General features: G+C 59.7%; 27 protein-coding genes and 2 tRNA genes. 17 read left to right on the forward strand and 12 right to left on the reverse strand.

The genetic code is table 11. From position 1 onward, the window contains the following. Window positions 1-237: 237 nt before the first annotated feature. From mgtE to WMQ00_RS04675, 3 genes are all read right to left on the reverse strand, one after another. Window positions 238-1,602 (reverse strand): magnesium transporter, encoded by a 1,365-nt coding sequence (mgtE, locus tag WMQ00_RS04665; RefSeq protein ID WP_023020367.1) that lies wholly within the window; start codon window positions 1,600-1,602, stop codon window positions 238-240. Between the two features lie 138 nt (window positions 1,603-1,740). Continuing rightward, entirely contained in the window at window positions 1,741-2,049 is a 309-nt protein-coding gene (locus WMQ00_RS04670; RefSeq protein ID WP_200288386.1) for a DUF202 domain-containing protein, read from the reverse strand. Continuing rightward, entirely contained in the window at window positions 2,042-2,404 is a 363-nt protein-coding gene (locus tag WMQ00_RS04675; RefSeq protein ID WP_200288387.1) for a YidH family protein, read from the reverse strand. The genes WMQ00_RS04670 and WMQ00_RS04675 overlap by 8 nt, the downstream gene beginning before the upstream one ends. Window positions 2,405-2,521: 117 nt before the next feature. On the opposite strand from WMQ00_RS04675, the gene WMQ00_RS04680 reads away from it, so the two are divergent. The 3 genes from WMQ00_RS04680 (at window position 2,522) to WMQ00_RS04690 (ending at window position 4,000) form a co-directional block, all read left to right on the forward strand. Then, the gene (locus WMQ00_RS04680; RefSeq protein WP_200288388.1) at window positions 2,522-3,283 is read left to right on the forward strand and encodes a hypothetical protein; all 762 of its coding nucleotides are present in this window, start codon (window positions 2,522-2,524) and stop codon (window positions 3,281-3,283) included. Between the two features lie 28 nt (window positions 3,284-3,311). Further along, on the forward strand, window positions 3,312-3,695 hold the full coding sequence (locus WMQ00_RS04685) for an NUDIX hydrolase (protein ID WP_340440715.1): 384 nt from the start codon (window positions 3,312-3,314) through the stop codon (window positions 3,693-3,695). Between the two features lie 80 nt (window positions 3,696-3,775). Beyond that, a complete protein-coding gene (locus WMQ00_RS04690; RefSeq protein ID WP_200288390.1) occupies window positions 3,776-4,000 on the forward strand; it encodes a hemolysin III family channel protein in 225 nt (74 codons plus the stop codon). Window positions 4,001-4,080: 80 nt separating this feature from the next. Here WMQ00_RS04690 and WMQ00_RS04695 read toward each other — a convergent pair. Beyond that, window positions 4,081-4,169: transfer RNA gene (locus tag WMQ00_RS04695), tRNA-Ser, on the reverse strand. 108 nt (window positions 4,170-4,277) lie between these two features. Between WMQ00_RS04695 and hisC the strand changes: the two genes are divergently transcribed. Both hisC and WMQ00_RS04705 read left to right on the forward strand, forming a co-directional pair. Beyond that, on the forward strand, window positions 4,278-5,330 hold the full coding sequence (hisC, locus tag WMQ00_RS04700) for a histidinol-phosphate transaminase (protein ID WP_340440716.1): 1,053 nt from the start codon (window positions 4,278-4,280) through the stop codon (window positions 5,328-5,330). After that, the gene (locus WMQ00_RS04705) at window positions 5,331-5,723 is read left to right on the forward strand and encodes a phage holin family protein (protein WP_023020361.1); all 393 of its coding nucleotides are present in this window, start codon (window positions 5,331-5,333) and stop codon (window positions 5,721-5,723) included. On the opposite strand, the gene WMQ00_RS04710 is transcribed toward WMQ00_RS04705, so the two are convergent. Beyond that, window positions 5,720-5,980, reverse strand: a complete 261-nt coding sequence (locus tag WMQ00_RS04710) for a MoaD/ThiS family protein (protein ID WP_023027795.1) — start codon at window positions 5,978-5,980, stop codon at window positions 5,720-5,722. The two genes, WMQ00_RS04705 and WMQ00_RS04710, sit on opposite strands and share 4 nt — an antisense overlap. Window positions 5,981-6,038: 58 nt before the next feature. Between WMQ00_RS04710 and WMQ00_RS04715 the strand changes: the two genes are divergently transcribed. From WMQ00_RS04715 to WMQ00_RS04730, 4 genes are read left to right on the forward strand one after another with little or no spacing between them, the layout of a single operon-like run. Further along, window positions 6,039-7,175 carry a molybdopterin molybdotransferase MoeA gene (locus tag WMQ00_RS04715; RefSeq protein ID WP_034656162.1) on the forward strand — a complete coding sequence of 379 codons (1,137 nt, stop codon included), beginning with the start codon at window positions 6,039-6,041 and terminating at the stop codon, window positions 7,173-7,175. Next, a complete protein-coding gene (locus tag WMQ00_RS04720) occupies window positions 7,172-7,651 on the forward strand; it encodes a MogA/MoaB family molybdenum cofactor biosynthesis protein (protein ID WP_023020358.1) in 480 nt (159 codons plus the stop codon). Before WMQ00_RS04715 ends, WMQ00_RS04720 begins: the two co-directional genes overlap by 4 nt. Further along, the gene (locus WMQ00_RS04725; protein WP_023020357.1) at window positions 7,641-8,102 is read left to right on the forward strand and encodes a molybdenum cofactor biosynthesis protein MoaE; all 462 of its coding nucleotides are present in this window, start codon (window positions 7,641-7,643) and stop codon (window positions 8,100-8,102) included. Before WMQ00_RS04720 ends, WMQ00_RS04725 begins: the two co-directional genes overlap by 11 nt. Continuing rightward, window positions 8,099-9,106, forward strand: coding sequence for a ThiF family adenylyltransferase (locus WMQ00_RS04730; protein WP_340440717.1), 1,008 nt, complete (start codon window positions 8,099-8,101; stop codon window positions 9,104-9,106). Before WMQ00_RS04725 ends, WMQ00_RS04730 begins: the two co-directional genes overlap by 4 nt. 21 nt (window positions 9,107-9,127) lie before the next feature. Here the strand turns inward: WMQ00_RS04730 and WMQ00_RS04735 are convergent, their stop codons facing one another. Then, a complete protein-coding gene (locus tag WMQ00_RS04735; RefSeq protein ID WP_023020355.1) occupies window positions 9,128-9,382 on the reverse strand; it encodes a PLD nuclease N-terminal domain-containing protein in 255 nt (84 codons plus the stop codon). 317 nt (window positions 9,383-9,699) lie between these two features. Then, window positions 9,700-9,787 (reverse strand) — tRNA-Ser (locus WMQ00_RS04740). Window positions 9,788-9,964: 177 nt separating this feature from the next. Here WMQ00_RS04740 and WMQ00_RS04745 point away from each other — a divergent pair. Beyond that, window positions 9,965-10,921, forward strand: a complete 957-nt coding sequence (locus tag WMQ00_RS04745; protein ID WP_023020354.1) for an NAD(P)H-quinone oxidoreductase — start codon at window positions 9,965-9,967, stop codon at window positions 10,919-10,921. On the opposite strand, the gene WMQ00_RS04750 is transcribed toward WMQ00_RS04745, so the two are convergent. Further along, entirely contained in the window at window positions 10,918-12,174 is a 1,257-nt protein-coding gene (locus WMQ00_RS04750) for an aminotransferase class V-fold PLP-dependent enzyme (RefSeq protein WP_023020353.1), read from the reverse strand. The genes WMQ00_RS04745 and WMQ00_RS04750 overlap by 4 nt on opposite strands. 212 nt (window positions 12,175-12,386) lie before the next feature. Here WMQ00_RS04750 and wzm point away from each other — a divergent pair, with 212 nt between their 5' ends. Together wzm and wzt are read left to right on the forward strand one after the other, a co-directional pair. Continuing rightward, on the forward strand, window positions 12,387-13,238 hold the full coding sequence (gene wzm, locus WMQ00_RS04755) for a galactan export ABC transporter permease subunit Wzm/RfbD (protein WP_051138321.1): 852 nt from the start codon (window positions 12,387-12,389) through the stop codon (window positions 13,236-13,238). Window positions 13,239-13,284: 46 nt separating this feature from the next. Then, window positions 13,285-14,088, forward strand: a complete 804-nt coding sequence (gene wzt, locus WMQ00_RS04760; protein WP_023020351.1) for a galactan export ABC transporter ATP-binding subunit Wzt/RfbE — start codon at window positions 13,285-13,287, stop codon at window positions 14,086-14,088. Here wzt and WMQ00_RS04765 read toward each other — a convergent pair. Next, entirely contained in the window at window positions 14,085-14,753 is a 669-nt protein-coding gene (locus WMQ00_RS04765; protein ID WP_023020350.1) for a GNAT family N-acetyltransferase, read from the reverse strand. The two genes, wzt and WMQ00_RS04765, sit on opposite strands and share 4 nt — an antisense overlap. A 94-nt stretch (window positions 14,754-14,847) precedes the next feature. On the opposite strand from WMQ00_RS04765, the gene glfT1 reads away from it, so the two are divergent. Beyond that, on the forward strand, window positions 14,848-15,765 hold the full coding sequence (glfT1, locus tag WMQ00_RS04770; RefSeq protein WP_198010451.1) for a galactofuranosyltransferase GlfT1: 918 nt from the start codon (window positions 14,848-14,850) through the stop codon (window positions 15,763-15,765). Window positions 15,766-15,885: 120 nt separating this feature from the next. Here glfT1 and WMQ00_RS04775 read toward each other — a convergent pair whose 3' ends face one another. From WMQ00_RS04775 to WMQ00_RS04785, 3 genes are read right to left on the reverse strand one after another with little or no spacing between them, the layout of a single operon-like run. Beyond that, the gene (locus WMQ00_RS04775; protein ID WP_023020348.1) at window positions 15,886-16,326 is read right to left on the reverse strand and encodes a GtrA family protein; all 441 of its coding nucleotides are present in this window, start codon (window positions 16,324-16,326) and stop codon (window positions 15,886-15,888) included. An 11-nt stretch (window positions 16,327-16,337) separates the two neighbouring features. Beyond that, window positions 16,338-17,246: a plasmid pRiA4b ORF-3 family protein gene (locus WMQ00_RS04780; RefSeq protein ID WP_239206303.1), complete on the reverse strand. Its 909-nt coding sequence runs from the start codon at window positions 17,244-17,246 to the stop codon at window positions 16,338-16,340. A gap of 9 nt (window positions 17,247-17,255) precedes the next feature. Then, window positions 17,256-17,720, reverse strand: coding sequence for a hypothetical protein (locus tag WMQ00_RS04785; RefSeq protein WP_023020346.1), 465 nt, complete (start codon window positions 17,718-17,720; stop codon window positions 17,256-17,258). A 34-nt stretch (window positions 17,721-17,754) separates the two neighbouring features. Between WMQ00_RS04785 and WMQ00_RS04790 the strand changes: the two genes are divergently transcribed. From WMQ00_RS04790 to WMQ00_RS04805, 4 genes are all read left to right on the forward strand, one after another. Further along, window positions 17,755-18,030, forward strand: coding sequence for a hypothetical protein (locus WMQ00_RS04790; protein ID WP_034656156.1), 276 nt, complete (start codon window positions 17,755-17,757; stop codon window positions 18,028-18,030). 126 nt (window positions 18,031-18,156) lie between these two features. Then, on the forward strand, window positions 18,157-19,572 hold the full coding sequence (locus tag WMQ00_RS04795) for an FAD-binding oxidoreductase (RefSeq protein ID WP_023020344.1): 1,416 nt from the start codon (window positions 18,157-18,159) through the stop codon (window positions 19,570-19,572). A gap of 37 nt (window positions 19,573-19,609) precedes the next feature. Beyond that, on the forward strand, window positions 19,610-20,368 hold the full coding sequence (locus tag WMQ00_RS04800) for a decaprenylphospho-beta-D-erythro-pentofuranosid-2-ulose 2-reductase (protein ID WP_023020343.1): 759 nt from the start codon (window positions 19,610-19,612) through the stop codon (window positions 20,366-20,368). A gap of 177 nt (window positions 20,369-20,545) precedes the next feature. Next, entirely contained in the window at window positions 20,546-22,522 is a 1,977-nt protein-coding gene (locus WMQ00_RS04805) for a galactan 5-O-arabinofuranosyltransferase (RefSeq protein ID WP_034656153.1), read from the forward strand. Window positions 22,523-22,574 lie beyond the last annotated feature (52 nt).

The following is a 22,574-nucleotide window of genomic DNA, read 5'->3' on the forward strand; positions in this document are numbered from 1 at the left end:
AGAGGACTGTGCTGAGGGATATGCTCCGTACTTCCCAGGTTATTAGCTGGCCTAGACAGCAAATAGAAAGTTATCTAATTCACTGCGAAGCATGCACTGACCATACAAAACATGTGACGCAGAAACCATATCCCGTCACAATAAACCACCCCCGCACCCCCGAATAGCACACACCACACCTGCCTAAAACCAGAAATGGTTCCACCACTCCTCCACCCCCGATCGATGAAGGATGGGTTAAATGCCCAGGACGGTCTTAGCAATGAGGAAGTAAATAATGAGGCCCGTAGCATCACAGAAGGTAGAGATAAACGGGTTAGAAAAGACCGCCGGATCGGCACCGATGGTCTTAGCCACGATGGGCATCAGCCCGCCTACGGTCGCAGAAATCGAGCAAATCAAAAACAGCGTCGAACCGATGACCAAGCCGATGCTCATGCCATAGACCAGCGTAGCCAGGCCCAGTCCCGCCAAGCCGAGCACGGCGCCTAACAACATGCCGACGCGTAGCTCGCGCCACAAAACGGCAACGAGGTCGCGGGTGCGGACATCGCCCAGCGCCAAAGCACGAGTCACAGTGGTGGCAGCCTGATTGCCGGTATTGCCACCGGTGCCGGTCAGCAGCGGGATAAATAGTGAGAGAACCACGGCCTTGGCCAGCGTGCCTTCAAAGGAGTCCAATACTTGCACAGTCAACAGCGCAGAAACTGCCAGCACGAGCAGCCATACGATGCGCGAGCGCACCAGCTTGAGCAAAGGCGTGGATAGGTACGGCTGTTGAAGGGCCTCGGTACCGCCAGCACGAGCGGAGTCCTCGCTATCTTCTTCCTCCACAATGTCCGTAGCATCGTCCCACGTCAGCAGACCAACCAAGCGGTGCGAATCATCCACGATTGGCAGCGCAAGAATGTCCAATGGGAGGAACCAACGCGCGGTTTCTTCCGCATCAGCACTAGCACGGGCAAAAATGGGGTCGTGCATAATATCGGCCATGGTCAGCGCGGCATCAGCGGTGAAGATTTCGCGCAGGCTCACCACCCCCACAAGACGCCTATCCTCGCGGGTAATGGGCACGGTGTAGATAGTTTCCAGCTCATGTGCGGTCTCCCGCAGTTTAAACAGCGCGTCCCTAACGCTCATGTCCGGGTGGATTCCAGGCACCTCGGGTGACATTCGGCGCCCCACCGAACCCTTGACATAGCCCAACACCACGCCCGTGACATCGCGCTTGGATTGAGTCAGTGAGCGCAGCAGCCGGTCCGCAATCTCCGCGGGCAGCTCATCCAGCAAAGCCACGCGGTCTTCCGGGTCAAGCTCGTCGAAGAACTCATAGACATCAGCATTGCCCAGCTCATCGATGATATCGGCCTGATGCTTTGCATCGAGGGCATCAAAGACGACGATTGATTTCTGGCGCGGCAGCAAGCGCAGGGCCAAGGCCGACCGGACGGCATTTTGCCGCTCGACGACGGCGATGAGTTCCTGCAGGGGCACCCTCTCCAGGAGTTCCTGGAGGCGCGGGGCCTTGGTGGGGTCAATGGCGTCTTCTTGTTTGAGCCATGCCTCGACAATATCGCTAGCCCGCTCGGTGGTCTCCGCCATGGCCTACCCGCCTTTCCAGCCCCAGGTTATTGACTTCAGCCTTCTTAGACTACGTCATTTGCCCAGAAAATCCGCCAGAGATCCTCCCTGGCCGCATGACGACGCCCAGAAGCCACCTCAATGACGACACCGGGATGACTACAGGAATAGACCCCACAGGGCGAAGGCTGCCAGCAAAGACACCAGACCGGCGGTACTGGCCAAAATGATTGCATGCGGAAGGGGAGCCTGGGAAGACAGGGCGACGTCGACAAGCGAGGCACGTTGCCACACCGCCAAAACCAGCGCCAGCACCCCGGCGGCAAGGAGGACGAGCGGCAAGAAGACGTGCACACTCACCGCCCGCATCACGCCTAGCAACACTAAGGAAAGCGCCAAAAGGGTGCGCTGCCAAGACAGGCGCGTGCGCTCTGGTTGCAGACCAGGATCAAAGGGCTGGTTAGACAAGGAACTCGCCTACCAAAAGCGCACCAGCCACCACCACGATTACAGCAACAAGGACCGGAAGGCCGAAACTAAATGGTAGCGATCGATTCTCTCGCATTGCGCGCTCTGATTGCTTCCAATGCCCCCACGCCACCACGGGCAAGATTATGGCGACTATCAGCATGAAGACCGATACCGCGGCACGCAGGGTGCCTGGCAGCGGAACGTCAAAGGCCTCAAGTGCTACTCCGCCAGCAATCAACGCCAGGGAAGTGCGAATCCACGCCAGGAACGTGCGCTCATTAGCGAGCGTGAAACGCGGATCAGGGTCGGCGCCAACTGCAAACACCGAACGGGGAAACCTCGAGTCACTCATGGACACCACTTTATATTCATTTGTCTCTTGCGTCGCGACAAGCCCACGCAACGCTTCGCCTTTCCGTAGCCTCATAGGCACAGGCCAGCCCCCTGAGCAAAGGAGCATCCATCCCCTATGAACCTGCGCTTGTGCAACTACGTGCCATCCTCCCCGAACGAGGACGAGTTTTTCAGCAAAGAGAACATCAAGCGCGTTAGCACCCCAAATACCCGCCCCGATGCCACCGGCTTGCGCGAGGCCGTTATTAATAACGGCCCTTGCCCCTCCAAGAACCATACGAAATTCGACTTCCTCTTCCAGCTCTTCCATATGGGTAGCATCGTAATTCTCGGACTCTTCCCCTTTGCTCTTACGGGACTCGATTTCCGCATCGCCTTGCTCATCAGCCTGCCCATCATCGCATTCGGCATTTCCAAGCCCGTTCGCTGGCTGGCCTCGACCCACAATGAGCGCACTCTGCTCCGCACAGCGTGGGCCAATAACTGGCTCGAGTTTTATCCCGTACTGGTGGGAAACTTCTACCACTTTGATACCAAGGAAGAAAAGAACCCTGTAGGCGATGACCACTATTACTTCCACCAGGCGCGCATCATGGTGTTCTTTCCTGATGGCTCCACGGAAGTACTACCAGAGCTCGCAACCGTGAAAGCTGTCGACTATCCGCCTGAATTGATGAGGTCAGATGGCACTGCCATTGCGGAAAACCCCGACGATCTGCGTGTGAGCCCCAGCGTTAATAATGGCTGGACACTACTTGCCGTGCTCGCCGGTGACCCGGTATCCACAGGCACTCCCAATATCGGCTTGAAAGAGCAACAAATAGAAGCAGCGCTTGCCCAAGTGGAGCGCGAGTGGGCACCCGGCATTCTGAATTAAGCCGTCGCGGCGAGTTATAGTCGGGCCCATGATTGAAGTTGCCGCCGTAGTTTTCCGAAATTCCTTTGGCCATGTCCTCACCGTGCGCAAAGATTCGTCCACCAAGTTCCAGTTACCTGGCGGCAAGCTTGAGGCTGGCGAAACCCCCGCACAGGCCGCAGCCCGCGAGGTCGCAGAGGAAATCGGTGTGGAGGTCCGCCTCCCGGAGCTTTCCCCGCTCGGCACCTTCGACGCGCCGGCCGCCAACGAGCCCGGCGAAACCGTGCGCGGCCACATCTTTACCTATCCGCGCCCAATCCTTACCCGCGCAGCCGCAGAGATTGCGGAAGTCGCATGGGTAGACCCCACCAACCCAAATCGCGAGCTCGCCCACCTGCTGCGCGACGAGGTCTTTCCTGCCCTAGAATTCTAAGGCCCTGCTTGATCCCTTAAGAATTTCCTATTGCAGCTCCTGGGAGGGCAACCTAGAGTTATTTTCATCAGATTTGAGTGATGAAAGGACTGACCTCCATGCCGCAGCAATCCACACCGGGACCTATCGTGACGATTACTTTCCTCGTCCTAGGAGTCATTAGCTCTGTTATCGCCATTCTCATGGTGCCTGCCCTCTTCCACGAGGTCACTTCCCTGCGCGCTGCGGCTTTTACCGGAAGCTTCATCTTCGGCGTTGGCATGCTCACGCTCTTCCGCCGCTGCGCCAAGTACCAGCGCAAATAGCAGATTTCTCCGCTTTACGGAGCCGACGAGAATAGAAAACGCGAATTAAAAAATCCCGAGCGTGCGCGCTCGGGATTAGATGGCGGAGATGAGAGGATTCGAACCTCCGGACCCCAGAAGGGTCAACTCCTTAGCAGGGAGCCCCATTCGGCCGCTCTGGCACATCTCCACGGTTCACAAGGAACCTCGTTTGAGAATACCTGCCTGCCCCGCCGCTGCCAAACTAGCCCCCTGCTTTCGCTCCCGCAACAAAGGCGCAGGCCCTACAGTGGTAGGCATGATTCGCCCCGATCTGAAAGCCATCCCTGCCTATGTCGCTGGTGCGCGCAACGATGACGTACTCAAGCTCTCCTCTAACGAGGCGGCTCACCCGCCCCTGCCAGAAGCGGCCGCGGCCATGGCGGAGGCAGCCGCACAGGCTAATCGCTACCCGGATATTGCGGCCACCGCACTGCGCGAGGACCTATCCGCGCACCTGGGCGTGGATCAGCAGCAGGTAGCGGTGGGCACCGGCTCCTCCGCATTGTGCCAACAGCTGGTAGAAATTGCCGCCACCCCTGGCGAAGAAATCCTCTTCCCATGGCGCTCCTTCGAGGCCTACCCCATCTTTGCCCAAGTGGTGGGAGCCCACCCTATCCCGGTTCCGCTCAGTACAGACCAGCGCGTGGACCTTCCTGCCATGGCGAAGAAAATCACGGATAAAACCAGGCTCATCTTCGTGTGCAATCCCAATAACCCATCGGGTACCACGATTACCAAGGCCGAGTTCGCCGCATTCATGGATGCCGTGCCTGCCGACGTCCTCGTAGCCCTCGACGAGGCCTATATCGAATACAACCGCGCCACCGACACCCCGCTGGGCACGGAGCTGGTGGGTACCTATCCCAACCTGGTGTGCCTGCGCACCTTCTCTAAGGCTTATGGGCTAGCCGGCGTGCGCATCGGTTATGCCTTCGGCCCGGAAAATATCATTGAAGCCCTCAATAAGGTGGCTATCCCCTTCTCCGCCAGCACCGTAGCCCAGGTTGGCGCCCGCGCGGCACTGGCGGCGCAGGATTCGCTGCGGGAGCGTACCGAGGAGACCGTCGTCCAGCGCGAACGCTTAGAAGCAGCCCTACAGGACTGGGGCGTGCCGCATTCCGAGGCGAATCACGTGTGGCTGCCGGCTCAGAATCTTGCCAGTCTTGGCACTCCGCAGGAGATAGCCGCCCGCCTCGCCGAACGCGGCGTGCTCGTTCGCGCCTTTAGCGAGGGAATTCGTATTACCGTTACCACCAGGGAAGAAACCGACGCCTTACTGCAGGCGTGGAACACAACCATAGGAGGCTAAATGCGATCGCTCATTAACTTCGCCCTGAATGTCTTTGCCATCGCGGTGGCGCTGTGGGCCGTGGTCACTGTCATTCCCGGAATCTCCATCACTCCGGCTGAAACCGGAAATTTCATCGCCATTGCCATCGTCTTCATCATCATTAATGCCGTAGTCACGCCGGTGCTGCGCATCCTCGGCGCACCGCTGACGTGCCTGACACTCGGGCTTTTCTCCCTCGTCATAAACGGCGCAGCGCTCATCATCGTGGAGTGGGCGCTCAATACGCTTGACCTCGGAATTGGCCACCTTGTCATCGACTCTTGGGGCGCCGCGATTATCGGCGCCATCGTGCTTTCCATTGTCAGCAGCGTCATCAATTTCTTTACCAGTCCGCTGCGCCAGCGCGATTAGCCGCCCGCAAAAGGCGGCAGGACGTCCACGCGGGTCACGCCGGCCAGGGGGGAATCCATGACGGTGTTCCCAGCGCCGTCGATAAGAAAGCTACAGCGCCCCAGCACTTCTTTCAGGCTCATGCCGGCCGCAGTGGTGCCGGTATGGTCCTTGCCCAGCTGCACTACCAAATCACCCAAGGTAGCGGGAGCGTCTACCTGCTCAGAAGCCACCCCCGCGGCGGCGCGTGCGGCAGCGAAATAGTGAACGGTCAACATGCCTTCTACTATGCCTACGCACCCCTGCCGTGTCGAGACCGTGGGTAAACTAACCGTCATGCGCACACCTGAAACCCACGCGCGCGAGGTCGCCGCGGCCCTGCCCGTACGTCACGTGACCACCGTGGCCCTCAATCAGGCACAGGATATGGTCTTAGCTGCGGATATCCGCGCTGATTTCCCTTCCCCGCGCTTTGATAATTCACAAATGGATGGCTACGCCCTTCCCCAGTGTGCGGCCGGGACTTACCAGGTAGGCCCCACCATCGCCGCCGGCACAGAGCCCGCCCAAGTGCTCCACGGCTCACTCAACGCGGCCTGCCCCATCATGACCGGCGCCAAAGTTCCGGAAGCAACTGCAGCCATCGTGCCCATTGAGCACTGCGAACCACAAGAATTCCTCGCCCCGGGTGACCGTGTCACCGTGCCGGAGACCTCACCTGGGCAATTCATCCGCCGCGCCGGCTCGGACTTAGAAGAAGGCGCCCTCCTGGCAGCCCAAGGCGATAAGCTCACACCGGTCCGCTTGGCCGCCCTTGCTTCCCAAGGCATCGCCGAGGTGGAGGTCTACCGCCCCGCCCGGATCCTCATCTGCACCGGCGGAGCAGAGATTGGCAGTGGTAGCGCCGCCATCCCTGACGCCAATGCGCCGTTATTGACGGCATTGGCCCACCGCGCCGGCATCGACGTCGCGGGCTATATCACCACCGATGATGACCCGCAGGCCCTAACCCACGCTTTCGCAGACGCCATTGCACAGCATCACCCGGACGCCATCATTACCTCGGGCGGAATCTCTGCTGGGAAGTTTGAAGTAGTACGCCAAGTGCTCGATGGCTGGTTTGGTCATGTGGATCAGCAGCCTGGCGGGCCACAGGGTATCGCTGCTTTCCACGGCACGCCGGTGATCTGTCTGCCGGGAAATCCCATTTCCACGTTGGTAAGTTTCCGCCTCTTCGTGGCCCCGGCACTGGGCTGGGCTCCGGAGCCATTCCGCGTTCCGCTCGCGGCAGGCATTGAAGGCCTCCCATGCAAGGACCAATTTCGCCGCGGGCGCGTCGATTCCCACGCCCATATCCTCGGTGGCGCTAGCTCCCATCTGCTCGCCCAAGCGGCCGATGCCACCCATCTCATCCGCATCCCTGCCGGCCAACGCCTTGCGGAAGGCCAAGAAGTCGAGGTTTACCCACTATGAGTCCGCAACGCACCGCCATCGTCATCGTCGCCTCTACTCGCGCCGCCGCGGGTATCTACGAGGACCGATCCGGCCCCATCGCGGTAGATTTCCTGCGACGCAAGGGCTTTGACTGCCCCGCTGCACGCATCGTCCCCGATGCCGATATTGCCGCCACCGTTGCTGCCGCCTTCGCCGAAGAACCCTCGGTCATCTTGACCTCTGGTGGCACCGGCCTGACCCAAGACGACAAGACGGTAGAGGCTGTCGCGCCGCATATCACCCGCGAGCTGCCTGGCATCGCAGTGGCCTTCTGGCAGAAAGGCTTGGAAAGCGTGCCCACCGCGGTGGCTTCCCGCGCGATTGCCGGTGTTAATGACTCCACCTTTGCTATGACGCTGCCTGGTTCCACCGGCGGGGTAAAAGACGGCTGTGCGGTTTTGGATAAATTAATTGTTCCGATCGTCGATATGTTAGAAGGAGTACATGAGCACTGATCCCTCCTATGTGGCCGAACAGACCGGCTGCACCATTGGCACGCTTTTGAGCGATCAGCCCCTTGAATCCCACCTTGCCGCTGCCAAGGAAGAGACCGCCACGGCCGCCATGGGTGCCGTTGTCACCTTTGAAGGCGTCGTCCGCGATCATGATGGCGGCCGGCCGAATGTCACCCTTCTTTCCTATAGCGCCCACCCTTCCGCGCCAGAGAAGCTGCAGGACATCACCGACGCCGTCTCCTCCAGCCATCCGGTGCGCCTCTGGGCCGCTCACCGCACGGGGGATCTTCAGGTCGGCGACCTGGCCTTTGCCGTAGTTGCGGCCGCCGCGCACCGCGGCGATGCCTTCCGCGCGGCCGAAGAATGCGCCGATCGCGTCAAGGCAGAAGTGCCTATCTGGAAGGAACAAAGCCACGGCGATGGCTCCACTAACTGGGTGGGTCTGGAATGAGCATCCGCTATGCCCGCCAAGAAGCGCTCTGGGGCGAGGAGGGACAGCGCAAGCTCGCTCAAGCCCACGTAGCGGTTATCGGGGCCGGCGGCTTGGGTTCCCCCGCCCTGCTTTACCTAGCTGGCGCGGGCGTAGGCCGCATTTCGCTTTTCGACGACGACGTGGTCTCCCCCTCTAACCTTCACCGCCAAGTCATCCACACCACCGCGGCCATCGGCACGCCGAAGACGGATTCTGCCGCGGCCGCTCTCCACGCGCTCAATCCTGAGGTAGAAATCAGCTGCCACGGCCGCCTCGAAACGGCCACCGCCCTCGAGCAATTGCGCGGCTGCGACGTGCTCCTCGATGGCACGGATAATTTCGACGCCCGCTACCTGTGCTCTTGGGCCGCCCGTAGCTTGGGCATTCCGCACATTTGGGCCTCTATCTTGGGATTCGATGCGCAAATGAGCGTCTTTTGGTCGGGCAAGGGCCCCGTGTACGAGGATGTCTTTCCCACTGCCCCTGCCCCAGGCGAGGTTCCTTCGTGCTCCCAGGCCGGCGTTCTGGGGCCGATCGTCGGCGTGGTGGGATCCGCGATGGCCTTGGAAGCCTTAAAAATCATTACCGGCGTCAGCACCCCGCTTATGGGCACGCTCGGCTACTACGAGGCCCTTTCTGGGACGTGGGAGTATATCCCCATCCGTTCCACCGGGGCGGAGCCTACCCAGCCGGACGATGCCCCCGAGGTCCGCGAGATCCCTGATCACGCCATGCTTATCGATGTCCGCACTGACCCCGAGCGCGCCCGGTCCACCATTCCTAATTCAGCGCATCTTCCCCTCAACCGCATCCTCGCCGGTGAAAACCCCGATATCGCACGGGACGAGGTAGCCGTTATATATTGCGCCAGCGGCATCCGCTCCGCCCAAGCCGTCCACGCTCTGCGCGAGCGCGGATACTCACAGGTGGTTTCCCTGCGTGGCGGCATTAACGCGTGGTTGGAACAACAAGGAGCGTGTTAACGCGCCCCCACTGCGAGCCGTCTAGACCCTTCTATTCTTGTCTTCTTTTCCGCGAACAAAGAGGAACCAGATCAGCGGTCCTAAGAAGGGCAGTGTGAAGGTAGCGACGATAAAGAGCACCTTCGCCGCAAGCGTGTACCCAGAAAAAATGATAGAAATTAAGGCCGCTATCCAGAACGCGACGAGCAAAAGGATGGGAAGGAACCCGAGGAACCACCACGTATCGTTAGGGTTAGTAGATTCCGCTGCTGCTAGGTAAAACTCCGAAGTGCTCATGGTGTCCTTTCGACGAGTAATTTTTATCTTCGCTACAGAGCTTGATCACAATCACATCTCACTTGCCCTGTACATTTCCAAGATTAAGTCTGCGCCGCACCAGGCGCGTCATCCCCCGGTATGAAACGCCGCAGCACCACAATAAGCAGGTTTTTACCCCAAGCCGTTTTCCGGTGCCCCGCCATGACCAAGTTCGGGTTAACACCATCCAGGGTGAGGCCTCCCGGGATAGCCGCACATAAGTAAAACGAGAAAACGGTAACTCCTAGCGTGAGCCAGAAGCTACCGAGGTATCGCCGAGCCATAAATTATGACGTTGGCGGAGACGGCGGGATTTGAACCCGCGGAGGAATAAACCTCGCCGGTTTTCAAGACCGGTGCATTCGGCCGCTCTGCCACGTCTCCATGGTGTTCTTCGAAAACACTCATCGTGTCTACGAAGCAACTTGGTCAGTGTACTAAATAGATAGCCCGGTTTCCCAAAAAGCCACCTGCAACACTGAATGTCGCAGTAGGTTACTCCGAATTTCGTGGCACAGGACACACAAGGTTCGTTAGATTGGATCCATGACTACAACACACATGAAGGCCATCGTTCAGACCGATCCGCAGGATCGCCGGTCCTTAGAGCTCCGCGAAGTCGAGGTCCCTAAGCTGCGCTCGGGAGAAGTACTCGTCAAAGTGCAGGCAGCCGGCGTTAACCGCGGCGATATCCTGCAGACGATGGGTGCCTATCCGCCGCCACCGGGGGCATCGGAAATCTTGGGCTTAGAAGCAGCAGGCACCATCGCCGATGCCGGGGATACGAACTGGGAGGTAGGCACCAAGGTGGGCTGCCTGCTCGCGGGTGGTGGCTACGCCGAATACGTCGCGGTTCCGCAGGGCCAGCTGCTTCCCGTGCCCGAGGGGTTCAGCGTTGAGGAAACTGCAGCAGTGGTTGAGGTCGCGTGCACCGTGTGGTCCAACCTAGGCATTGAGGCGGGCCTTCACGAGGGCCAACGCGTCCTCATACATGGCGGAGGCGGCGGCGTTGGCACTTTTGCCATCCAGGTAGCCAAGGCGTTGGGCGCAGAGGTAGCGGTGACGGCCGGGTCACAGGAGAAGTTGGATCGTTGCCGCGAGCTGGGCGCCGATATTCTCATCAACTATAAGGAGCACGACTTCGTAGAAGAGTTGAAGGGAAGCTGCGACGTCATTTTGGACATCATCGGCGCGAAATATCTGGAAAAGAATATGAAATGCCTGGCTAAGGACGGCAAGCTCATCATCATTGGCATGCAGGGCGGTACTAAGGCGGAAATCAACTTGGGCGCCATGCTGCCCAAGCGCCTGACCATCCAGGGTACGACGGTGCGCGCCCGCGACTTAGAAGACAAGGCACGGATTGTGGCGGGCACGGTAGAAAATGTGTGGCCCATGCTGGAAGACGGCCGCGTAAAGCACGCGCTGCACGCTACTTACCCGCTTGCCGACGCCGCCCAAGCCCACACTGCCCTAGACAGCGGCGAGGTCACCGGCACCTTGGTGCTTGCCGTTTAAGCCAGCGAGGCTACGACGCGGATGAGATGCTCGACGTCGTGATAGGTATTGAAGGGGCCAAGCGCAACCGTCACGGCACCACCGATTTCTTCCACACCCATCTCCGTAAGCAACGGGGTCTGCGGGGCAAGCGTGGTAACAAGGCCGTTATCAAAGAGGCGCTTATAAACCGTCTCGGCCGGAACACCCTTTACTGCGAAGGTGAGGCGCGGCAGGCGATCATCGGATGCGCCTGCGGCCGCCTCTCCCGTCACTCCGAGGATGTGTACGGCAGGCAGGGTGCTCAAGAAGGAATAAAGGTCCCCGCGCAGGTCCTCGAGGTAGGCGCTAAGCGCATCCATAGAGGTGCGCAGGCGCTTGCGGCGGGAGCCATTCTCCCCACCGGCGAGGGCGGCAAGATGGTCCACGAGTGGTCCGACACCGCCGGCCAGGCCAGAGGAAATTGGCGTTTCCAGCTTGCGAGCGCCCTTGCTGGCATGCACCGGATCAAGGGCATCGAGGCGGCGGAACATACGGGTATCGCGGAATACCAAGGCCGCTAGCTGCGGGCCGCCCAGCAGACCAAGGTCGAGACCCAAGATATCGGCACCGAGCTCATCGAAGTTGATGGGGCGGTAGGGGGCGATCGCAGAGACGTCGAGAAGCGTCCAGGCGCGAGAGCGTTCATGCACGGTGTCTATGATCTCAGCCGTCGGGGAGACCGTACCCAAAAGCTCGTGGGCGGCAGAGAAAGCGACAAGTCGCGTGGAGCCGTCGACAAGCTCGGCGAATTGGAACCCCGGCAACTCACCCGTACCTAAGTCCGGCTGGGCCCAGCGGGTTTCTGCTTTGACCTCAGAAAATGCTGAATACAGGGAAGGCGGGTCCAGCTTTGAGAGCACTAGTGAGGAATTGCTGCCGAGCAGCGGGCGCGCCGCATGCGCCAAGGACTGGTAAAGAACCGGCAGGGAGGGGCCGAGCACCACGCGGTCTGCTTTGGAACCGGTCAGATCCGCTACGGCCATGCGCGCAGCGGTGTAATTCCCATCTCCTTCCAAGCGCCCCGGCGCGGGTGTGGCAGAGTGGGCGCCACCCGGCCCTTCCTGGGGCGCCACCGCAGTAGACATACGGAAAGAGCGGGCCACGCCGGAGGCTACTCGCTCAGAAATCTGGGGAACCGCGTGCGCGTTAAGGTAGGTCCAACCATCAGATAGCCCGGTGTATAAACCGCGCACACTGAATACGTCATAGTGCGCCGAAGCTCCTGCTGGCATTTCGGTCCCTTCTTTTTCGCGCTAGGCATCGCCACTCAGTGGCGGTCGATTCCCTACTGTATACGCGTTTGGCCCAAGTTTCCCAAATCTGGATTTTCGCTGAATACGGTCGTTTTCGCAGGCTAGCGGCGTGTAGTTCCCGTTTGCCCAGCCCGCGCGCTAGGGTGTTGAGCGTGCAAGATAACAATCAACTGCGCGCTGATATCGCCCGCATGACCTCCCAGCCAGACGGCGAGGCCACCCCAGCGTCCCAGTCCGAGACCCTCAAGGCCGCCTTCGCGGACCTTGCGCAGGGTGCACAGCAGCGCGAGCTGTGGTTCAAACTGGGTATTCAAGATATTAAGCAGCGCTACCGCCGCTCTGTCCTGGGCCCGTTTTGGATCACCATCGCCACCGGCGTGATGGCCCTCGCCTTGGGCCTTTTGTACTCCATGCTCTTCCAGATTCCCGTCGCGGAGTTCCTCCCCCACGTCACCGTGGGCCTTATTATGTGGACCTTCATTTCGGGCTGTATCAAGGAAGGCTCCACCGTCTTCATTGATAATGAGGGCTTGATTAAACAGCTTCCCGCCCCTCTTTCGGTGCACGTCTACCGCCTGGTGTGGCGCCAAACATTATTTTTGGGCCATAACCTCATCATCTGGCTGTTGCTTATCCTCATCTTCCCGCGCAGCCTGGGTTGGGAGTTCTTCCTCTTTATCCCAGGCTTGGCGTTGTTGTTGGTCAACGGCGTGTGGGTCACGATGTTCTTTGGCATCATTGCCACCCGCTTCCGTGACGTAGCCCCGCTGCTGGAGGCTTTAACCCAGCTCTTGTTCTACGTCACCCCGATTGTGTGGATGACTAATACCCTGAAGGATCAGGGCGGTGCTGTGGCCGGGCGAGCCCGCATCGCGGAGATCAACCCGCTCTATCACTACCTAGAAATCGTCCGCGCACCCATGATCGGTGAGCCGGTAGCCGCCTACCACTGGTGGATCGTTATCGGCTGCACCGTGCTCGGCCTGCTCATCGCCGGCTTGGTCATGCGCAAGTGGCGCTTCCGCGTCAGCTACTGGGTCTAAGCCCACGCCCTGTACTTGTGGAGATTCCTCGAAAGGATACTGACTGATGGTCTCGATTGATACGTATAACGCGTGCGTGGACTTTCCCATCTTTGATGCCAAATCTCGCTCACTGAAGAAGGCCATGCTCTCTTCTGCCGGTGGCGCCATTGGCAAAAATGCCCAAAACACCGTCGTGGTGGAAGCCCTGAAGGACGTTAACCTGCACCTGCGCGAGGGCGATCGCGTGGGTTTGGTGGGCCATAACGGCGCCGGCAAATCCACCTTGCTGCGCCTGTTGTCTGGGATTTATGAGCCCACCCGCGGTTCTGCCGATGTGCGCGGCCGGGTGGCCCCCGTTTTTGATTTGGGCGTAGGCATGGACCCGGAAGTTTCTGGCTACGACAACATCATTATCCGCGGCCTGTTTTTGGGCCAGTCCATCAAGCAGATGAAAAAGAAGATGGATGAGATTGCGGAGTTTTCTGAGCTCGGCGATTATCTCTCCATGCCGCTGCGCACCTATTCCACCGGTATGCGAGTGCGCTTGGCACTCGGCGTGGTGACCTCCATTGAGCCGGAAATCCTGTTGTTGGATGAGGGCATTGGTGCGGTCGACGCCGCCTTCATGGCCAAGGCACGCGTACGCCTGCAGGAGCTGGTGAAGCGCTCCGGCATCCTGGTCTTTGCCTCCCACTCCAATGACTTTTTGGCCCAGCTATGCAATACCGCCTTGTGGATCGACCACGGTGAGATCCGCTCGGTAGGCGAGGTTTCCGAGGTCGTCGGTGAGTACGAAGGACCTGAGGTGGGCGACTACGTCCGCGACCTGCGCGAGCGTTTTGAAAATGAGGACACCAGCGGCAACTAGCTGAGCATATGCAGCAGCGGGTCCCCCACACCCGTCACGTCCACCTGCACCCCTTCCGGCCGGTGATAGTCCGCAGCGCTTAGGCGCGCGCTGACCACCGGCCGGTTAATTTTTCCTGGGCCCGCAGGCTCTTCCTTTTCCTCGGTGCTAACGCGGTAGCCCAACTTTTCACTCACCCGGGCTGAGGCGCGGTTGGGTTTTATCCAACTGGTGCACAGCGAACCCGCATCGAGGTGCAAGAAGGAAAACGCCGCCATAGCCTGACGGATAAGCGTGCCATAGCCTTGGCCTTGAAAGCGGTGCAGCACCCATGATGCAGTTTCTATTTCCCGTGCGGCCGCAAAATTTTCTGCCGACAGGTCCACCACGCCTACTAATTCTTGGGTTTCTACCTGGCGAGCGATGAAATCCAAGGTCCACTTCTGGGGACACAGCTTCGCTCGGTGCTCCCATCGGTGCTGGGCCATGGCGGCGGGGGTATTCGTCTTCTCATCAAAAAGCCAGGGAAATGCATGTTCTGGAATGTCGTCGCCATAGATATCTTCCGCACACACCTGCGCTACCTGTGCGATGTCCTCATCGCGCATGACACGCAGGTCAACCCCGCGGCCCGTATCATCGCAGGCCCGAATGGTCACCGCAAAAGGCGGCCAGAAGTTTTCCATAGGCTTCACAGTATCCGCAAAGCTGCGCCTATATCCACTTTTCGCTCCACCAATGCGGAGTGTTTCTGCGCTGGTCCCCCACCCCGGTGGCAAGATGGAACCCATGACTGCCACCCTGACTTCTACCGGTTCTACCGCCGCCGTCATTGTTACCCATCAGCGCGCCGAACTGCTGCGGGCATCGCTCGAACAGGTGGTACACCAAACCCACCCCGTGCAGTGGGTGATCGTGGTGGATAATGGTGCGGAAAATGCAGTGCGTGAACTTGTCGAGTCCATGGCGGGAGACCGCGGCGTCTACGTGCCTTCGGAGACCAACCTGGGCGGAGCTGGTGGCTTTGCGCTGGGCTTTCTCACCGCCCTTTCTTTGGGGGCGGATGCCGTGTGGTGTGCCGATGACGATGGCCGCCCCGCCGATAACACTGTCCTTGCGGAGCTGTATCGGGTGGCCGAGGCCAACCGTTTGCATGAGGTCTCGCCAGCGGTATGCAATATCAACGATCCCGACCAGCTCGCCTTCCCCCTGCGCCAAGGCCTAGTGTGGCGCCGACGAATGGATGAGCTGGAGGGCGATTTCCTGCCTGGCATCGCATCGCTATTTAACGGCGCGCTGATTTCCGCAGCGGCCATGGAAATCATTGGTGTACCGGACTATCGGCTCTTCATCCGCGGCGATGAGGTGGAATACCACCGCCGGCTGGTCAATTCCGGGCTTTCTTTCGGCACGGCGCTGACCACAAGCTACCTGCACCCAGATGGATCGGATGAGTTTAAGCCCATTTTGGGCGGCAAGATGCACACCCAGTTTCCAGAGGGTGAGTTCAAGCGGTTTTTCACTTACCGCAATCGCGGCTACCTGCTGTGGCAACGCGGCATGCGCAAGCTACTGCCACAGGAATTCGCCCGCTTTGGCTGGTTCTTCCTGATCCAGCGCCACGATCCGGCCGGCTTTATCGAATGGCTCAAGCTTCACAACCGCGGGCGCAGGGAAGATTTCCGACGCCCTAGCTAGGCCGAAGCCGAACTGCAGGGGCTGGGAAAGGGGGCATCGATAAGCGCGGCACATACCCGCCACCACCGAGAGCTTGACACCCCGCGCGCAGATTGGTCGGGCTCGATTCCCGTGGTGAGGTTATTTTTCTTTAAAAATGAAGGCCCTCTGAATGGCAAAATTGGTCACTGTGGCCACGCCCTGGGCGATGACAAAGGCGATGGTGTCTTTAAGCACGCCTTCTAAGCCAAGGGATAAAAGCGGCTCATTGAGCACCCAGTATAGGAAGTTTTGAACCGCGAAAGTGGAGGCGTACAAGATCCCGACGGTGACGGCCGTACGGCCGGAGACCTTGACCCCAAAGGTCCACCGCGCATTAGCCAGGTAGGCGGCAATGGTGCCAAAGACCCAACCGATGGCCTTGGCGGCGGAACGGTGCAGTCCCAAGTACGTCAATAAAAGCGTCAGGCCATAGTCAATGGCGGCGGCACCTACACCCACGGAAATAAATCGCACCAGTTGGGTGTGCAGCGAGGTGGACGAAGGTTTTACTTCTACGGCGTCATCAGCGGAGTTAGTCACGAGTGAGTAGCCTACCCGCGCAAGAGCGCTCGGTACATGTCCAACCGATCCACCGGCGCGGCGGATTCGGCACCATAGGCGCCTATCCCCGCCAATTGCTGCAACGACGCCGCACATAACTCCCGCACTTCAGCCCCAGTCAGCGCCGAGCCATCGTCATTGACCCAGCCGAGGGCATCCATGGTGGTCTCCACGACGGAATCGGTCAGCTCCGCGCCCCCCATGCACGATAGGGCTAGCGCCATGGACCAAAAGGCGTCTTTGCCTTCATGGGTAACCTCGCGCGGCAGGCTAGCGAGCACGCGGGCAGTTTGCGGTGACAATTCGGTACCCCTGCTCAGGTCCATCGCCTGCAGCAGCGGAACAAAGTCATAGAGCTTGGTGCGCTCAATCAAATCACGCACAGGGGACGCTACCGCGGAAAGGACCTCGTCGGTGACTTCTTGCCCGGTCAATTCCCGGTTGACGCTGGTTAATTCAAAGGGTGCAAAGAGCGAGCCCGAACCGCCTACGCATAGCGCTTCCGGGGTGCCATTATCGCGCGGATAAATTTCAGCTACCACCAGCTCGAAGTCCCATAGCCCCCAGGCGAAGTCGATTTGATCGCCTTCGCGCCAGAGGAATTCGGAGGCCTGACGTTCCGGATCGATGCGCGGGCCACGCGCCTCGGTGTGTTCATAAAAGTGCCAGGGGGATTCCTCCTCCGGCAGGCCAAAGCAAATGCGCAGCACACGGTGCAACTCGGTGAAGGTCAGGGCATCGCTAAAGCCAATCTGGCGGTGCACCTCGCCATCGGCGCGGATATTCGCAGCTTGGCAAATGATTGTTAGGGGCTCGCGTTTGAGGGATACCACGCTATTGGCGCGTTTGGCCCGCGCCTGTGCGATATCGGTGACCCCTGCGTTCATGAGCCCCACCATACGCAAGTTTTAGGCTGCTAGTTTTGCGATATCGCGCGCTTCCAACTCACTAATTAGGAACGTCAGTGCCGCACCAACGGCGCCCAACAGGGTCCAGGGCCGCTTGGCACCGCGCTTGCGCAGGAACTTTACCATTCGGCGCGAAAATGCAACGTTCATCCAGCCGCCTAGGATGAGCAGCAGCACCACTGCGGCAAAAATGGCCCAAGGTTTGAGGCCCTGATCGGATGCATCCTGCGGGGAGCGCGGCTCATCACCATCCTGTTCCGCGTGCGCGTTGGTATAGGCCACCAGGGCACCAAAACCAAAGAAAGACAAGGTATAGGCAGTAATCAAACCGCCTTTGGATGTGATCCAATCCGGATAAGAGGTCGCGATACCCACGGCAGCGGCTTGGGTAATGCGGCCCGCCAGGGTGTCATCGAGGGCGTAGTTGTCTTGGCGCTGATCTTGCGTCTCGTGGTTGTTGGTCATAGCGACCACTTTAAGCGGCGGTAAGCTAATGCGCATGTACTCGGATAAGACAGAGCACATGACGCCAGCGCAGCAGGCGGCTCAGGATGTGCGTGCGGAAGACGATAAGCGCAACGGCCACTTCGAGGCCACGGAACACACCGATGTGCCGTTGAGTCCTTTCATGACTCGCCTGATGGCAGAGGAATTGCCCATGCTGGATTCCTCCTCGCGCGCTCGTGTCTATGACCTTTTGCGGGAGTACGATGGCCCGATTATTGAATCTCAGGAAGAACTGCCGGAGGAAATCCGCGCGCTTATGGATCTATAAACGGACACATTCGGGCAGTACAAGCGTCCGTTTTGTTCTGAATATCACTCGCGTCACTCCGTCTACCCTCGTGTGAGCTAGGTAGGCTAGGGAGGCGACACAAATCCGTCGAGCAAAGAGTAAGAGATGGAATTACATACCACTGAAAAGTCCCTGCACGGCTGGGGCCGCACCGCCCCGACGACCGCCCATGTTCTCGCCACCGAAGACGTGGACGTGATCAAGAAGGCCGTGGCCCAGGTTGCAGAAGATAACTCGGATAAGCCCGCCCACCTGCGCCGTGGCGTCATTGCCCGCGGTATGGGCCGCTCCTACGGTGACCCCGCCCAAAATGGCGGCGGCCTGGTCATCGACATGCAAAAGCTCAATAAGATCCACTCCATCGACCCGGAGTCCGCTCTGGTGGACGTCGATGGTGGTGTCACCCTAGACCAGCTGATGAAGGCTGCCCTGCCTTATGGCCTGTGGGTTCCAGTTCTGCCGGGTACCCGCCAGGTCACCATCGGTGGCGCAATCGGCCCGGATATTCACGGCAAGAACCACCACTCCGCCGGCTCCTTTGGTAACCACGTGGTCTCCATGGAGCTGCTCGTGGCCGATGGCCGCGTGCTGCACCTGACCCCGGAGGGCTCCGAGGACGACCCGAACGGCGACCTCTTCTGGGCCACCGTTGGCGGCATGGGTCTGACCGGCATCATTCTGCGCGCCACCATCCGCATGACCAAGACGGAAACCGCTTATTTCATCGCAGATACGGACCGCACCGATAACTTGGATGAAACCATCGCTTTCCACTCCGATGGTTCCGAGCACAACTACACTTATTCTTCCGCCTGGTTCGATGTCATTTCGCCAGAACCAAAGCTGGGTCGCTCCACCATTTCCCGCGGTTCGCTGGCCACCTTGGCACAGCTGGAAGAGCTAGCCCCGAAGCTGGCTAAGGATCCGTTGAAGTTCAATGCGCCGCAGCTGATGACGGTGCCGGACATCTTCCCGTCCTGGACCATGAATAAGCTTTCCCTCTCCGCTGTGGGTTTGGCCTACTACACCATGGGTGCACCGGCCAAGAACCAGGTCAAGAACCTGACGCAGTTCTACCAGCCGTTGGATCTCATCGGTGAGTGGAACCGCGGCTACGGTTCCAAGGGCTTCTTGCAGTACCAGTTCGTGGTACCGACCGAGGCCGTGGAGCCGTTCAAGGAGATCATCCGCGATATGCAACGCTCCGGCCACTACTCGGCCCTCAACGTGTTCAAGCTCTTCGGTGAAGGCAACCGCGCGCCGCTGTCCTATCCAATGCCGGGTTGGAACGTCTGCGTGGACTTCCCCATCCGTCCGGGCCTGGGCAAGTTCTTGGATGACTTGGACCGCCGCGTGATGGAATTCGGCGGCCGCCTCTACTTGGCCAAGGAGTCCCGCACTTCCGCGGAGAACTTCCACAAGATGTACCCGGGCATGGAGGGCTGGCTGAAGACCCGCAATGAAATCGACCCGACCGGCGTCTTCGCCTCCGATATGTCCCGCCGCCTCGAGCTGCACTAATCACTGGAAATAACACCTTTAAGGAGATTTACTGACCATGCTTAATGCAGTAGGCCAAGCACAACACATCCTGCTTCTGGGCGGCACCTCTGAGATCGGCCTCGGCGTCGTCTCCGAATTCCTGCAGCGCGGCCCCGCCAAGGTCACCCTGGCTGCCCGCCCGGAGTCCCCGCGCATCGCCCAGGCCAAGGCAGACTTGGAATCTCGCGGCGCTGACGTAGAGGTTCTAGACTTCGACGCCACTGACTTTGACTCCCACCCAGAGGTAATCAATAAAGCCTGGGCACGTGGCGACGTAGACGTGGCCATCGTTGCCTTCGGCACCCTGGGTGACCAGGAGGAGCTGTGGCAAAACCACGACAAGGCCGTCGCCTCCGCGCAGACCAACTACACCGCCCCGGTTTCCGTGGGCGTGCTTCTGGGCGAGAAGTTCAAGCACCAGGGCCACGGCACCATCGTCGCCATGTCCTCCGTGGCTGGCATGCGCGTGCGCCGTTCCAACTTTGTCTACGGTGCTTCCAAGGCAGGCGTGGACGGCTTCTACATCAACCTGGGTGAGGCCCTGCGCGGCACCGGCGCCAACGTGCTGGTTGTCCGCCCGGGCCAGGTTCGCACCAAGATGTCCGCCGAGGCTGGCGACGCCCCGTTGACCGTCAACGTCTCCGATGTTGCCGAAGCCACCGTGAAGGCCGTGCTCGATGGCAAGCAGTCCATCTTCGTGCACCCGCTGTTTGAATACGTTTCTTTGGCATTCAAGTTCATTCCGCAGGCCATTTTCCGCAAGCTGCCGTTCTAAATCACCGCGGTTTCTGCACTGGCGCCTGCCAGCCGCCTCGCCCCCGCCCCTCCCCGCCGCGCGCCCGCGGCGGGGAGGGGCGGGGGCGGTGGTGTATAAGGGGGCGTCGGAAAGCAAGTGTTTTCCTGCCCGCGCCAAATCTGGGTTGTAGCGCTTGGGTATGCGAAACTAATGGGCATGACAAGCACAGCTATACCCACCCAGTCAACGCCCGTGAGCGAAAATCCGCGCACCGAGGCCTACCGCGCCGATGCGCTGACTCATCGGGCGACCCTGCTGGGTATTGTGTTGACCGCCCTAGCCAGTGGTGTGGTCACGCTGCTGGGCTGGTTTGCCTTCAAGACGGTATCTCTGCCTTCTTTTAATACCTCCATGGTCACCCGCGCGCTGAGCACAGTGGGTGTGGTGGTCACGCTGGCTCTAGCCGGCGGGCTGTGCGTGTGGTGGCTTTATGACCACTACAAGGATTCCTTTACACGGCCGCGCTGGCGGGTCTGGCTGACCTACGCGGTCACCTATCTCTCCCCCGCGCTATTGACCTTGGCTGCCGTGGGCCTGCCGTTGTCCGCCTCCCGTTTGTGGCTCGACGGCGTGCAGGTGGACCAGGCTTTCCGCACCCAGTTCCTCACCCGCTCGGTGGATGAGATGGGCTATGCGGATATGAACTACCAGGATATGCCATCCTTTTACCCCATTGGCTGGTTCTGGCTGGGCGGCCGCTTGGGAGCACTATTGGGCATTCCGGGATGGGAGGTCTACCAGCCCTGGGCGCTTATCTCCATCGCTGTAGCCGGCTGCATTTTGGTGCCCCTCTGGCAGCGCCTCACCAGCTCCCTACCGGTCGCCACCGCCATCGCCCTAGTCACCACCGCGATTACGCTCACCATCGCGGCCGAGGAGCCCTACTCCGCAGTCATCGCCATGGGCTTGCCCACCGTCGCGGTGCTCAGCGCCCGCGCCTTCCGCGGCTCTTGGCTCTCCACCCTGGGTGTAACACTCTACCTGGGCATTTCCGCCACCTTCTACACGCTTTTCACCGGTGCGGCCGCGCTCACCGTGGTCAGCCTCATCGCGCTCTTTACCGCGCTATATGAGCATACGTGGCGACCCATCGTGCGACTGGCGGTAATGGCGGCAGGCTCCATTGCCATCGCGCTCATCGCCTGGGGACCCTATGTATGGGCGGTCATGCACTCGCCAGTACCGCTGCAGACCACCGCGCAGCACTACCTGCCGGAGGAAGGCACCCAGATTCCAGTGCCATTTTTGTCCTTTAGCATTGTGGGCTTCCTCTGCCTCATGGGACTTATCTACATGGTCATTCGTCTCAATGACCAAGAGGTGCGCGCGCTGGGAATCTCCCTCATCGGCAGCTATCTATGGATTGTTGTGTCTATGGTGGCAACGCTGGCCGGCACCACGCTGCTGAGCTTCCGCCTCGAAATCATCGTGGTACTCCTTTTTGCTACCGCCGGTGTCCTAGCCTTAGCCGAGGTTCGCCTCTTGGGCGTACACCGCCTCTACCCGGCGCGCTTCTCCCACACCACCAATAAGCAAATCACCGCGGTCTTGGGCATTATCCTCGCCCTGGCCGGCGTCTTCTATGCGCAGCAGATTCCGGAGGCCAACGAGGACGCCATCGACCACGCTTATAGCGATACCGATGGCTATGGCGAGCGCGCCGACCGCTTCACTAGCGATTCTGCTCATTACTACCTGGATATCCACAACTTCATCCAGGACCAGGGCTATACGCCGGATGGCACGGTGGTGCTTACTGATGAAAAGATCTTCATGTCTTACTACCCTTATTGGGGTTTCAACGCCTTTACCAGCCACTATGCCAATCCACTGGGTGAGTTCAGCACCCGCAATGAGCAGATTGAAACCTGGGCCAACGATTCCTGGGACATGAAGCCGGATGAGTTCCGCAAGGCCCTGGATTCCGCTGCGTGGCGCAGCCCGGATGTCATGATCTTCCGCGGTGATTTGGAAAATAAGGACGATGGTTTCAAGCTGCATTTGGCAGAAGATATCTACCCCAATCAGCCGAATATTCGCTATCGCGCGGTCTTCTTCAACGCCGATGTCTTTGACAAGGGCTGGAAGCTAAAGCAGACCGGCCCCTTCGTAACAGCCGTTCGTACCAAGTAAGTTCACCCACACTTCCCGCCCGTGGCAGGGTGTGCCCGCGGGCGGAGAGGGG

Source organism: Corynebacterium sp. KPL2825, assembly GCF_037908445.1.
GTDB classification, from domain to species: domain Bacteria; phylum Actinomycetota; class Actinomycetes; order Mycobacteriales; family Mycobacteriaceae; genus Corynebacterium; species Corynebacterium kefirresidentii.